Here is a 12771-nt window from a genome sequence, read left to right on the forward strand (position 1 = left end):
AGTTCACTCCTAATTTTTCTCGCTAGTCATTGATTTTGACAAGCTCCTTTGCACTCTCGCCAGCTCGAACGACCTCTTCAATCGAGCTTCCCAAACCAGCCTCAACGACCGCTGCATAAGCTCCTTCTACGAGAGGAGCATCGGCTATTATAATGTTTTCATTGTTCTCTAGCATCTCAATAGCCATTTCAGCATTAATGAGTGCACTCCCTAAATCAAACAAAACGACAACGCCTTTCTCAGAATAGACTGATTCAATTGCTTCCTTAATGTCTAATGCATTTGTTCCGATATCTCCTTCAACCCCTCCAGCGATGGCTACAGATACTTCAGGTTGAACTTGATTCAGAAGCTTTTTTAGGCCGCTTACAATTTCATAGCTATGTGAAATTAAGACAAGACTTACATATTTCATTGGGCCACCTCTCCTTCTTCGAGCAATTCAGCTAAGGAAGCAAACAATAAATACGATGAAGCTGCCCCAGGATCAATATGACCAATAGAACGCTTTCCTAAATAAGCCGCACGGCCTTTCTTTGCCTCAAGCTCTTTTGTGTCGTCCATTTTCTCTTTAGATAAATCAGTAAGCTCTTTAGAATGAATCGTTTCACGATTTTTCATATACTCAATGACAGGCTCCCAAACATCGATCATCGTTTTATCTCCTACTTGTGCCTTTCCCCTAACTTTTAACCCATCCAATGATGCTGCTAATGCCTCAACTAAAGCCTTTATATCAACTTCTTTTTTACCCTTTAAAGCAAGAGAAGCTTTCATGAAAGCTGTTCCATATAACGGACCTGAAGCTCCGCCTACTTTAGCAATTAAAGTCATGCCAACATCTTTAAACAAAGAACCAAGATCATCATATTTGCCTTCTGTAATTTTCTTGACGGTTTCCTGAAATCCCCGTGCCATATTTAATCCATGGTCTCCATCGCCAATTGCTTGATCCAGCTCCGTTAAATACTCCTTATTTTCCTGAATTTTATCGTTAAAAGTTATGATCCATTTTTTAGCCTGTTCAACGTCAAATGTCATTGATCATCTCTCCTCATATTCCTTCTATAGACAGACTGCAAGAAAGCGAGATTGCTATTTTTTGAATGCGATTGTATCCGCTTGTGCGTCTAACAACTCAATGAGTTGATCGTCTAATTTTAATAACGAAATAGAGCAGCCAGCCATTTCAAGCGATGTCATAAATTCACCAACAAACGTTTCATGTATATAAATGTTCTTTTCCTTTAGGACCTCAGAGACTTTTTTGTTCATAATATATAATTCCATTAATGGTGTTGCACCTAGACCGTTGATCATGACCGCAACCTTGTCGTTTTCCTCAAGTTTTAAGTCATCTAAAATTTTTTCAAGAAGTATTTGTGCGATTTCATCCGCTGGCTGGATTTGTGTTTTTTCAATGCCAGGTTCTCCGTGAATCCCCATTCCAATTTCGATTTCATTTTCTCCGAGCTCGAAGCCAGGTTTTCCTGCTGCTGGAACAGTGCATGGAGTTAAGGCCATTCCCATTGACCGCACATTTTCCACAACTTTCTTAGCTACTGCTTCTACTTCTTTTAGCGTTGCACCCTTTTCCGCTAATGCACCGGCAATTTTATGAACAAAAACCGTACCTGCTATTCCCCGCCGGCCTGTCGTATATGTACTATCCTCCACAGCTACATCATCATTCACAACCACTTTTGCTACGTTGATTCCTTCTGCTTCAGCCATTTCGGCAGCCATTTCAAAATTCATAATGTCGCCAGTGTAATTTTTAATAATCAATAACACCCCATTTCCGCTATCAACCGCTTGAATCGCCTCAAAAATTTGATCTGGGGTTGGGGAAGTGAACACTTCTCCACATACCGCTCCGTCTAGCATTCCTTTACCTACATAACCAGCATGTGAAGGCTCATGACCGCTTCCTCCACCGCTAACCAAGCCAACTTTTCCTTGAATAGGTGCATCTTTTCTTACGATTACGTTTGTATTTGGCAATCTCTTCATTCGATTAGAATGAGCCGCAACCATCCCTGCTAACATGTCTTCAACTACTTGATTAGGATCATTGATTAATTTTTTCATAGACATACCTCCTCTTAACTTTGCACTTTTTATTAATGCAAAAATGATGCCAACAACGAAAGCGCTTTACGGATGCGTTTTCATATTTTTATGGCGAGTTCATTGGGAAAAAATATCAATCCATTTGATACTTTTTCCCAACTAAATGCTCCAATCCATATTCTCTTATTTTTTTAGCTGCCGTTTTATGAGTGATCCCAAGCGCTTTCGCTAATTGGTTATAGCTTGGGTAATATTGACAAGCAAACGAAAAAATTTGTTTTTCATATTCTTTGAAGGTCAGCACTTCGTTGCCAAAATTGATACTCTGTTTCTGCATTATTTTTTTATTTTCTTGACATTGAGGGTTCGAGATGTAGTAAGGTAAATCCTTGCATCGCAAAATTTCTTCATCTGCGAGATTAAATAACCGTTCAATCACATTTTGTAATTCTCTAATATTTCCTGGCCAATAGTAACTGCATAATGCTTCCATAAATCCTTTTTCATACCCTTTGATATTTTTTCCCAATCTAGCATTCAATTGTTTTCGAAACGCCTCCACCAAAAGGGGAATATCTTCTTTTCTTGCCCTTAAAGGCGGCAGATGAATTGGGACAACATTCAACCGATAATAAAGGTCCTCGCGAAAACTGCCCTCATCTACCATTTTTTTGAGATCACGGTGAGTCGCGGTAATTACCCTAACATCAAGCTGAATGGGCGCATATCCGCCAATTCTTTCCACTTCCCTTTCCTGCAGCACACGTAAAATTTTTGCTTGTAAATCCAAACTTAAATCACCGATTTCATCTAAAAAAATCGTACCTTTATTAGCGAGTTCAAATTTTCCTCGATGTGTTTTATACGCTCCTGTAAAGGCTCCTTTTTCATAACCAAATAATTCGCTCTCCATTAATTGAGGAGGGATGGCTGCACAATTCACTCGAATAAATAGGTTATTCTTTCTGTCGCTTGCTTCATGAATAGCCTTAGCGATAAGTTCTTTCCCTGTTCCGCTTTCTCCTGTAATAATCACTGTCGAATTTGTTTTTGCAACCTTTGCGGCGATTGTTAAGGAATCTTTTAATGTCTCGCTGTTTCCTATAATCTTATGAAATGCCTCATCAAATCCTTGATGTTTGGACAGCTCCATTTCCAAATATTTTGTTCTTTGCTCCATTAGATCAATTTTTTCGAGGAGCTTTTTAATATCATCGAAAGGAGTCATGGTGGCGACTGTTCCGCGAAATTCATCGTCAACGAAAATAGGATTTATTTTTGTAATATAACTAGATTGTTGGTTTACTTGAATTAGTTTCATAATCTGATTTTGAGTGCTTTTAATATTTTCCCACTCGTGTTGGCCGATTATTGATTGAATGTTTGGGACACTGTTTAATTTTTTTAACAAAACATCCATTTCATCATTTTTGTATATAAAATTTCCATTTTTATCTGTTAATCCGATTAAATCTGAGACAGATTTTAAAACAAGATTTAATCGCTGCTGCAGCTCTTTTACTTCATTCAATTCTTTACTGATTTTCTCAATGGTAGATATATCTTGAAAAATAGCAACAGCCCCAATCGTTTTTCCATTAAAAATAATTGGCGAACGGGTTGTTAACAATGTATGATGGTTGATTTCTTGCTTTTTGGATAATTCCATTTTTCCTGTCTTCAGTACTTCATGCAATCTTGAATGGGGAATCACTTCGTCAGCGCGTTGATTGATAAGCTCATGAGGATCTTTTTCCAAAAGTTTTGCTGCAGCTGCATTGACATAAGTGATGATATTGTCGCTATTCACAACGACGATTCCATTCGGTAAAGCAGATATGGCCTCATGAAGGGTAATGGAATTTTCCATGAGAAGTCGATCTGTTTCTGCTTGCTGGGAATCTTCAAGATCCGTTTGTTCAAAAAAATCTTTTATCTGCTGGACGATTTGATCGTCTATTTTTTCTTCAAAATGCAGGATAAATTCCTCTCCTTGTCCAATCTTTAAGGACACTAAAGATAATAGATTATTCACTTGAACTTTTTTATCCTGATAGAGAACGTACGTCTTTTTTAATATCTCTTTATTTTGTATGAGATTTTGAAGCAGCGAAATAAAAGCTGCTGCCATCCGGACATGAAGACCGTTCTTTTTGTACACTGTTAATTTAATGAACATGAAATCCCCTCCTTTTTCCATTTTAATATACTTGTTAACAGGATTACTGGAAAATTTTTCGAAAAAGATAGTAGTTATGAATCTCACGATTAAAAAATTTTTTCACCCTGTTAACGATCATGCGTGGATGTTCTCATTGCTTTGACAGCGCTTTTGTTTATGGTACAATTATAAATAAGTTAATAAATTGTAGCGGAGAGAAGGAGATCCACATCAATTCCCTTTAGTCGTTTGGATGAAGGGGTGTTTTGTTGTGGATTTCTTTTTTTCTAGAGACTTGAAGCAAAGACCTCTTCTCTGTTTCAATTAAGTTTGAAAGCTGAATTCACACTGATTTTTGCCAATAATAAAAAAGGTGGAACGAACAATGGAATATAAAGATCAAAAAATTATTCCAGCGATTCGCAATATGAAGGATTTTGAAATTTTTCTTCAGAGTTCCTATGCATATGGTGTGTTATTAGATGTCCATATTGCCCAGTTGAAAAATATCGTCAATATTTCTAAGCAGCATTGTAAAAACTTGTTATTGCATGTTGATTTAATACATGGTCTTAAAAATGATGAATACGCAACCGAATATTTATGCCAGTCCTTCAAGCCCTATGGACTGCTTTCGACAAAAGCAAGTGTCGTTTTGAAAGCGAAACAAAAAGGCGTATTGGCCATTCAACGAGTTTTTCTCATTGACTCAAACGCTTTAGAAAAAAGCTATTCCTTATTAGAAAAAACAAAGCCCGATGTGATTGAGGTTTTACCTGGCGCCATGCCGAGCATTATTGCCGAAATTCATCAACGAATTCAAATCCCGATCTTCGCTGGTGGATTTATCCGCAGTATTGACGATGTCAACAATGCTTTACAAGCTGGTGCTGCAGCCGTGACAACATCCAATAAGCAATTATGGAAAGAATTTGAACAGTCATAATTTATTTTGAATGCCTACCCAATTTTTCGATGCTTTAGGTTTTGGCGGCAGTTTTAGACTTTCAGTTTCAGAAACGCTGTAGAAGGCATGAAAGACGCAAGCCATCTTCATCAATTGAATGAAGAAAAAATGGCTTGTGCGATGGTGTCAATAGCGTCTTCAAACACTGATTCTTCATCAACTGAATAAAGAAAAGTTCATTATGGGGAAAAGCTTTGAATTTTAAATTCGCATACAAAAGAATTTTCAGAAGATGAAGAATATGCTATAATACATTCAAAGTTAATATTCGGTTGGAGACAAGGAGAGACCACATAGCATTACGTCTGTAGAAGGAGCGTAGTGTGTATGTGGTCTCTTTTTTTAGGACTTTTGACGGATCACAGGAGGAATAACAAATGAACAAAAATGTATTTGCTTATCAAAGACAAGAAATATTAAAAGACGTCGATGGAAAACAGTTTGATGTCATCATTATTGGCGGTGGTATTACAGGTGCAGGAATTGCACTTGATGCAACAACACGTGGAATGAAAACAGTTCTATTTGAGATGCAGGATTTTGCCGCAGGAACCTCAAGCCGTTCCACGAAGCTTGTGCACGGAGGCCTCCGTTATTTAAAACAGCTGGAAGTGAAGTTAGTCGCTGAAGTTGGGAAAGAACGCGCGATCGTCTATGAAAATGGCCCGCATGTAACTACACCTGAATGGATGCTTCTTCCGATTTATAAAGGAGGAACATTCGGTAAATGGAGCACATCCATTGGACTGAAAATTTACGATTACCTTGCTGACGTGAAGAAAAGCGAACGAAGAACGATGTTGAATGCGAAGCAAACTATTGATAAAGAACCTTTATTAAAACAAGATGGATTATTAGGCGGAGGATATTATGTCGAATATCGAACTGACGATGCCCGCTTGACGATTGAAGTTATGAAAAAGGCAGTCGAATGCGGTGCAAAAGCGATTAACTATGCAAAGGTAGACGAATTTATTTATGAACAGGGCAAAGCCGTAGGTGTAAAAGTTGTTGATCAATTAACAGGAGAATCATATCAAGTGTTCGCAAAGAAAATTATAAATGCAACAGGCCCTTGGGTCGATACGTTACGGGAAAAAGATCACTCTTTAAAAGGAAAACATTTGATTTTGTCAAAAGGAATTCACCTTGTTTTTGACCAAAGCCGATTCCCATTAAAACAAGCGATCTATTTTGATACACCTGATGGACGAATGGTGTTTGCTATTCCGCGTGATGGAAAAACTTACGTTGGCACAACAGATACTTTCTATGATGGGGATATTGCACATCCTAAAATGACTGTTGAAGATCGAGATTATCTTATTAAGGCCATTAATTATATGTTCCCAACGGTCCATATCACCGTGGAAGATATTGAATCAAGCTGGGCCGGGCTCAGACCATTAATCCATGAAGAAGGAAAAAGTCCTTCTGAAATATCACGCAAAGATGAAATTTGGACGTCTGATTCAGGTATTATTACCATTGCCGGCGGAAAATTAACAGGATACCGTAAAATGGCAGAAACGATCGTTGATCTTGTTGCCAAATTATTAAAAGAGGAAGAAAACGCAGCATTTTCCCCTTGCAGAACGAAAAACCTGCCGATTTCGGGAGGAGATTTCGGAGGTTCAACAAATTTTGAATCGTTCGTAACTAAAAAAGTTGAACAGGGAGAAAAATTGGGATTTAGCAGAAAACAATCGGAAAGATTGGTCCGATTATATGGAACGAATGTAGACCGGGTGTTTGAACTGGCAGTTGAATTAAAGAAAGTAAGAAATGAGTTTCAATTACCGATTGATGTTTTAGCCCAGCTTCAATATGGTTTGGAAGAAGAGATGGTCGTAAAACCGGAGGACTTCTTTATCCGGAGAACGGGATCGTTATTTTTTGAAATTCATTCAGTTCACCAATGGAAGGAATCCGTTATTCAATATATGGCGAAAAACTTGGAGTGGACAGAAGAGGAGCAAAACCGTTATCGCAAAGAATTAGAAACATATCTGCACGACGCCGTCACGCCTGTTGATGAAAAACAATAATAGACAAAATATATAATGACAGCAAAGGCTTTTATTATCCGGTTATTTGAACGAAAAGGAAAAAGTAGCCGAATTTTGACAGCATCCCCCTATAAGGAGACAGTAAATATGCATCAATTTACTGTTTACTTATGAGGGGATTTTTTTCGATAATGGTGGTGTTTAACTTTGCACCGGTTATTTCTTAAATTCGTAAATACAAAAAATCATATTAAAGAAAGCTTATTATGTAAAAAGTTTTTAAGAAGTGGATATCGCAAAGTAATGCAAGGTCTAACTTAGAACAGCTGTATCAAGCATTTCTCATCCAGTGCACCCCAACAATTGACATAGCCTGACCAATCTGAAAAGTTCAATCCCTGACCGGCAAATGGGATTTGCCATGGAAGGGATTGAGAACGTTAAAGTTCCGCCCGAAAACACCAATGGATTGGAGAATAAAGTTCGAGCTTATCTGAGTGAGAAGACGAGGGTAAATTTAGGCGGAAGTAAAGCAGGCAACGATGGCGTTGAACTTGGCACTAAGGGTACTGGCAAAACAGTTGATGATTTAATTAAAGTTGCTAAGCCTGGAAGAGCAACAAAAGGAAGAACTATTCAGTATGAGTTATCTGGTGGATTTAGTGAAGCAATGAATGACTTTCACTCGTTGGGACCTAAAATTACTAAGGATACGCCTGACCTCAAAGTCGGTATTTTAAAGGATGGAAGAACAGTTATTGTTAGAAAGAGAAGTAGTGATGGCCGTCCTACACTTGAAATTCAAGATGGCAAGAAGAGAATAAAGTTTCGTTACTAGAAAACAAATATGGAGGAAGTTTTATGGAACAATGGGAAAGATGGATACCGCTAGATGATATACCTTCAACAATTTATAATGATATGCTTTTGGATGGTAAAGATGGTGTTATTTTAGAATTTAGTGATGAAAATGGTGAAAAAAAAGTTGTAGTGAATTTTAAAGAAGGAGTATTATCGTATAGAAATACTGATGAAGGTTCGTTATTAGAAACGCTAAATTATTTAGATCAATATTACGGTACAGATTTTTATAGTGATTGGTCTTTATTTAAAGTTAAAAACTCAGAATATTTGAAATGGTTTCATAAAGAAAGTTGCGGTATTTACGAGTCAAGAGAGGTAGAACATTATGTATTTTTAACTTCTAATGATGTAATTGAAATATTATCAATATATCCTCCTAGTATTACGGTAAAGTAATTTTGTTATAGTGTGTGAAGCAAGATTCCCTAATATATCGATAAATAAACAATCCGCTTGAACAAAAAGTTCAAGCGGATTGTTTATTCCTCAAGGAGCACTTCGAATAAACTATATAGAGCAATGCTCTATACAACGCGCGCGGACCTTGCTTTCCCAGGAGATTCCCTCTTTTTGCCATGGAGATTCCCGGCATCGGTTCCGCCGCCATCCGCGAGCTTACAGACGAACTGATTCATTGGCTCGACCGCTATGGAGAAAAGCTGAATGAAGCGGAGGAATTGCTGTATCAGACGGCCGCGTCCATCAGACACAGACAGGCAGACCAAACGCTCGCCGACAACATAAAAGAATTCAGTCTGGAGCTTCTTGGCTGGTATGACTTGTAGCGGTTGTTTGGAGAATACGACCCGATTACTGGAGAACGGATATCCGGATGGGACCGCCTGGTTACGGGAGGAATGTTATTGTTGTCCGTCATTCCTCCAGCCAAAGGAGCAGGAATCGCTGGAAAAGCGGGGATCAAAGGAGCGAAAGCGGCCGGGATAGCAGCGGATGTTTCGAAATTGGTCCCGCAAATGAAATATGTTCTCCGCTATGATAAAATGATGTCTGTCTTTCAAGCGGCGTACCTCCAAGTCGTGAAAGCGCCGATTACCAAAACGCTGCGATATTTTAAGAAGCATTGGGATGACCGTCTTACCAGCGTTTCGTCTGTCCAATGGCAGCCAGCCTTGGCGGGAATTGGTCCAGCGTCCCGCGCATGGATGAGCAAGGCTAAGGAAGAAGTAAAAGAAACTGCGATTAACATGATTGGCAAAACTGGGGATGAGGTGGACGGTAAGGGTACGGGTAAATTTAGTAAGTATGATGTAGGATTATATAAAGAAATAAAAGGTGTACCGAGGTTAGATGCACATCATGTTGGACAAAAAGCAATTATGAAAAAATTCATTCGAAATTATGATCCAAATAATGCACCAGCAATATTAATACCAAAAGCTGGACATACAAGAAAAGGTCCTAGGGGAATAGTTTTGAGAAGTTCAAAAGGAATTGAGAGTGTAAGACAATTATTAGCAAGAGATATAATGGAGTTAAGAAGAGTATATCCAGACATTCCTAATTCTCAACTTCGAAAATTAATTGAATTAAATAAACAATTGTATCCAGAGATGAGAAGGAGATGAGATATATGAATAAAGAAGAGTTTGTTAAACTTTTACATCAGTCAATTATAAAAGAAAATCGTAATTTTTATCGAGATATATTCAATAATACTGATATTAATGAAGTTACAGACCCTTATTGGAAAGAAGCGTTGATGTTTTATTCAGAACTATCAGATAAAAATAAAGAAATATTATTTAAAATAATCGAACAAGTAGAAGTGGATGCTGTATCTAATATTTTAGGGGTGTTAGATGGGGTAGTATCAATAGGAGAAGAGGATATTGAGTTTAAAGTGACAATTAACAATAATAATGAACCAATTAATGGAGATTTACAAGACCTATTTTTGGAGTATGATGAAGAGAATAGGTAACAAGTAATGTTAGACTAAAAGCAGACACAGATTATTATAGTAATAATAGACTAAAAAATGAGGTGTCTACATGACAAAAAACAAAGGCGGTACGATCGGGATTAAGCCAATTACTTGTTATGGCCTTCGCCACACTCACGCATCAATGCTCCTATATAAAGTCCTGCGGTGAATATTAAATACGTTTCTCGACATCTTGGTCATAAGGACATTGTGACAACATTTCAGACGTATTCACACATTTTGGACGAGATGGAGCAAAAAGAATCCCGTGCAATGGAGGAGCTCTACCATACAAAATAGCCGTGCAAAATTCGTGCAAAATTTTTTCGAATTCTATCGGATTCTTCCGGTTTTCCAAAAAATGAAAAACGACTGCGTTTGCAGTCGTATTAAAGCTTCCACGATTTTTGATCGTGAGATATCGGATACTAATGATGCCGATGGTGGGAGTCGAACCCACACTCCCGCAAGGGAACACGATTTTGAGTCGTGCGCGTCTGCCAGTTCCGCCACATCGGCGTAATGAAATTGATACAATTCCTCACTGGTGCCGAGGACCGGACTTGAACCGGTACGGTAGTCACCTACCGCAGGATTTTAAGTCCTGTGCGTCTGCCAATTCCGCCACCCCGGCTTGTAATAATGGAGGCGGCACCCGGATTCGAACCGGGGATAAAGGTTTTGCAGACCTCTGCCTTACCACTTGGCTATGCCGCCATCATTGGAGCGGAAGACGGGATTCGAACCCGCGACCCCCACCTTGGCAAGGTGGTGTTCTACCACTGAACTACTTCCGCACTTAAATTTAAAAGGTGGCTGGGCTAGCTGGATTCGAACCAGCGCATCACGGAGTCAAAGTCCGTTGCCTTACCGCTTGGCTATAGCCCAATGATATTAATATGGGGCGACTGATGGGAATCGAACCCACGAATGCCAGAGCCACAATCTGGTGCGTTAACCACTTCGCCACAGTCGCCATCTTATAAATGGCAGGGGCAGTAGGAATCGAACCCACACCGGAGGTTTTGGAGACCTCTGTTCTACCGTTAAACTATGCCCCTATCATGGTGGAGGGGGACGGATTCGAACCGCCGAACCCTAAGGGAGCGGATTTACAGTCCGCCGCGTTTAGCCACTTCGCTACCCCTCCGATTGTAAAAAATGCCGGCGAGAGGAATCGAACCCCCAACCTACTGATTACAAGTCAGTTGCTCTACCAATTGAGCTACACCGGCATATGTATACATATAATGGTGGCTCGGGACGGAATCGAACCGCCGACACAAGGATTTTCAGTCCTTTGCTCTACCGACTGAGCTACCGAGCCTTTTATGGCGGTCCCGACGGGAATCGAACCCGCGATCTCCTGCGTGACAGGCAGGCATGTTAACCGCTACACTACGGGACCATTGGTTGCGGGGGCAGGATTTGAACCTGCGACCTTCGGGTTATGAGCCCGACGAGCTACCGGACTGCTCCACCCCGCGCCGATAAAACAATAAACACTCTTCACACAAAAATTATGTATACATATCATAACATGCTGTGGCCCTAGCGCCGAAATTCATTAATATTCATTTTATTTACTATGTACATGGTGGAGGATGACGGGATCGAACCGCCGACCCCTTGCTTGTAAGGCAAGTGCTCTCCCAGCTGAGCTAATCCTCCATGGTGACCCGTACGGGATTCGAACCCGTGTTACCGCCGTGAAAGGGCGGTGTCTTAACCACTTGACCAACGGGCCAAAAATTTCATTCTGGCGGAGAGCAAGGGATTCGAACCCTTGAGACGGCGTTGACCGTCTACACGATTTCCAATCGTGCTCCTTCGACCACTCGGACAGCTCTCCAAATGGCTCCGCAGGCAGGATTCGAACCTGCGACCGTTCGGTTAACAGCCGAATGCTCTACCACTGAGCTACTGCGGAATGTAAAAGAAGACTAGCTGATGTTACTATTATGTAGAATGCCTCATTTTCTATAGGCTGAATCAAATTTGAAAGAAATAAACTTACAACTTCTTTTCTATTGTAAAGTGATTGCCTGGCAGCGTCCTACTCTCACAAGGGATAGACCCTCACTACCATCGGCGCTGAAGAGCTTAACTTCCGTGTTCGGGATGGGAACGGGTGTGACCTCTTCGCCATTGCCACCAAGCAAATTATTGTATTCATTTGTTCCATTCAGTGGATAGACAACTACTATTATAACTTTTTGACCGTAGTTGTCAATTCCTTTTTGAACATGATTCTTTTAAAACTAGATAACGGTTCCTTCACGAATAGATGCTCCTACTTGGTTAAGTCCTCGATCGATTAGTATCCGTCAGCTCCACGTGTCACCACGCTTCCACCTCGGACCTATCTACCTCGTCATCTTCAAGGGATCTTACTCGCTTATCGCGATGGGAAATCTCATCTTGAGGGGGGCTTCACGCTTAGATGCTTTCAGCGCTTATCCCTTCCGCACATAGCTACCCAGCGATGCCCCTGGCGGGACAACTGGTACACCAGCGGTGCGTCCATCCCGGTCCTCTCGTACTAAGGACAGCTCCTCTCAAATTTCCTGCGCCCGCGACGGATAGGGACCGAACTGTCTCACGACGTTCTGAACCCAGCTCGCGTACCGCTTTAATGGGCGAACAGCCCAACCCTTGGGACCGACTACAGCCCCAGGATGCGATGAGCCGACATCGAGGTGCCAAACCTCCCCGTCGATGTGGACTCTTGGGGGAGATCAGCCTGTTATCC

9 protein-coding genes, 16 tRNA genes, 2 rRNA genes and 2 pseudogenes (1 of these 29 running past the window's edge) are annotated in these 12771 nt (G+C 40.4%); 7 read left to right on the forward strand and 22 right to left on the reverse strand.

Annotated features, from left to right (window positions below):
• Positions 1–22: 22 nt before the first annotated feature.
• The 4 genes from dhaM to NSS70_RS16615 all read right to left on the reverse strand — a co-directional run bounded on the left by dhaM (position 23) and on the right by NSS70_RS16615 (position 4252).
• Positions 23–415: a dihydroxyacetone kinase phosphoryl donor subunit DhaM gene (dhaM, locus tag NSS70_RS16600; protein WP_063387208.1), complete on the reverse strand. Its 393-nt coding sequence runs from the start codon at positions 413–415 to the stop codon at positions 23–25.
• Positions 412–1041 (reverse strand): dihydroxyacetone kinase subunit DhaL, encoded by a 630-nt coding sequence (gene dhaL, locus NSS70_RS16605; protein ID WP_117017386.1) that lies wholly within the window; start codon positions 1039–1041, stop codon positions 412–414. Before dhaL ends, dhaM begins: the two co-directional genes overlap by 4 nt.
• 54 nt (positions 1042–1095) lie before the next feature.
• Positions 1096–2091, reverse strand: coding sequence for a dihydroxyacetone kinase subunit DhaK (gene dhaK / locus NSS70_RS16610; RefSeq protein ID WP_311066451.1), 996 nt, complete (start codon positions 2089–2091; stop codon positions 1096–1098).
• A gap of 115 nt (positions 2092–2206) precedes the next feature.
• The gene (locus tag NSS70_RS16615) at positions 2207–4252 is read right to left on the reverse strand and encodes a sigma 54-interacting transcriptional regulator (RefSeq protein ID WP_340881988.1); all 2046 of its coding nucleotides are present in this window, start codon (positions 4250–4252) and stop codon (positions 2207–2209) included.
• A 367-nt stretch (positions 4253–4619) separates the two neighbouring features.
• On the opposite strand from NSS70_RS16615, the gene NSS70_RS16620 reads away from it, so the two are divergent.
• From NSS70_RS16620 to NSS70_RS16650, 7 genes and pseudogenes are all read left to right on the forward strand, one after another.
• Positions 4620–5180, forward strand: coding sequence for a glycerol-3-phosphate responsive antiterminator (locus NSS70_RS16620; RefSeq protein WP_066250997.1), 561 nt, complete (start codon positions 4620–4622; stop codon positions 5178–5180).
• Between the two features lie 398 nt (positions 5181–5578).
• Entirely contained in the window at positions 5579–7249 is a 1671-nt protein-coding gene (locus NSS70_RS16625) for a glycerol-3-phosphate dehydrogenase/oxidase (RefSeq protein WP_327873412.1), read from the forward strand.
• 382 nt (positions 7250–7631) lie between these two features.
• Positions 7632–8048, forward strand: coding sequence for a hypothetical protein (locus tag NSS70_RS16630; protein WP_340881991.1), 417 nt, complete (start codon positions 7632–7634; stop codon positions 8046–8048).
• Between the two features lie 23 nt (positions 8049–8071).
• Positions 8072–8470, forward strand: a complete 399-nt coding sequence (locus tag NSS70_RS16635; protein WP_117017390.1) for a hypothetical protein — start codon at positions 8072–8074, stop codon at positions 8468–8470.
• 79 nt (positions 8471–8549) lie between these two features.
• Positions 8550–9660, forward strand: a pseudogene (locus tag NSS70_RS16640) (pre-toxin TG domain-containing protein).
• A gap of 5 nt (positions 9661–9665) precedes the next feature.
• Positions 9666–10016 carry a hypothetical protein gene (locus tag NSS70_RS16645; RefSeq protein WP_029761977.1) on the forward strand — a complete coding sequence of 117 codons (351 nt, stop codon included), beginning with the start codon at positions 9666–9668 and terminating at the stop codon, positions 10014–10016.
• Between the two features lie 100 nt (positions 10017–10116).
• Positions 10117–10319: pseudogene (locus NSS70_RS16650) on the forward strand (tyrosine-type recombinase/integrase); the annotation flags it as partial.
• Positions 10320–10454: 135 nt separating this feature from the next.
• Here NSS70_RS16650 and NSS70_RS16655 read toward each other — a convergent pair.
• The 18 genes from NSS70_RS16655 to NSS70_RS16740 form a co-directional block, all read right to left on the reverse strand.
• Positions 10455–10538 (reverse strand) — tRNA-Leu (locus tag NSS70_RS16655).
• A 26-nt stretch (positions 10539–10564) separates the two neighbouring features.
• A tRNA-Leu gene (locus NSS70_RS16660) sits at positions 10565–10653 on the reverse strand.
• A gap of 9 nt (positions 10654–10662) precedes the next feature.
• Positions 10663–10736, reverse strand: a tRNA-Cys gene (locus NSS70_RS16665).
• Between the two features lie 5 nt (positions 10737–10741).
• Positions 10742–10816 (reverse strand) — tRNA-Gly (locus tag NSS70_RS16670).
• A gap of 16 nt (positions 10817–10832) precedes the next feature.
• A tRNA-Gln gene (locus NSS70_RS16675) sits at positions 10833–10907 on the reverse strand.
• 12 nt (positions 10908–10919) lie between these two features.
• A tRNA-His gene (locus tag NSS70_RS16680) sits at positions 10920–10995 on the reverse strand.
• A gap of 11 nt (positions 10996–11006) precedes the next feature.
• A tRNA-Trp gene (locus NSS70_RS16685) sits at positions 11007–11080 on the reverse strand.
• Between the two features lie 4 nt (positions 11081–11084).
• Positions 11085–11169 (reverse strand) — tRNA-Tyr (locus tag NSS70_RS16690).
• Positions 11170–11181: 12 nt separating this feature from the next.
• A tRNA-Thr gene (locus NSS70_RS16695) sits at positions 11182–11254 on the reverse strand.
• A 16-nt stretch (positions 11255–11270) separates the two neighbouring features.
• Positions 11271–11346, reverse strand: a tRNA-Phe gene (locus tag NSS70_RS16700).
• A 5-nt stretch (positions 11347–11351) separates the two neighbouring features.
• Positions 11352–11427: transfer RNA gene (locus NSS70_RS16705), tRNA-Asp, on the reverse strand.
• A gap of 2 nt (positions 11428–11429) precedes the next feature.
• Positions 11430–11506 (reverse strand) — tRNA-Met (locus NSS70_RS16710).
• A gap of 108 nt (positions 11507–11614) precedes the next feature.
• A tRNA-Val gene (locus NSS70_RS16715) sits at positions 11615–11690 on the reverse strand.
• A gap of 1 nt (position 11691) precedes the next feature.
• Positions 11692–11766 (reverse strand) — tRNA-Glu (locus tag NSS70_RS16720).
• A 13-nt stretch (positions 11767–11779) separates the two neighbouring features.
• Positions 11780–11871: transfer RNA gene (locus tag NSS70_RS16725), tRNA-Ser, on the reverse strand.
• A gap of 3 nt (positions 11872–11874) precedes the next feature.
• Positions 11875–11949, reverse strand: a tRNA-Asn gene (locus tag NSS70_RS16730).
• Positions 11950–12062: 113 nt separating this feature from the next.
• Positions 12063–12178, reverse strand: a 5S ribosomal RNA gene (rrf, locus tag NSS70_RS16735).
• Between the two features lie 138 nt (positions 12179–12316).
• Positions 12317–12771: ribosomal RNA gene (locus tag NSS70_RS16740) — 23S ribosomal RNA — on the reverse strand (it continues 2478 nt past the right edge of the window).

Source organism: Aeribacillus sp. FSL K6-2848 (assembly GCF_038004325.1).
Classification (GTDB): domain Bacteria; phylum Bacillota; class Bacilli; order Bacillales; family Aeribacillaceae; genus Aeribacillus; species Aeribacillus composti.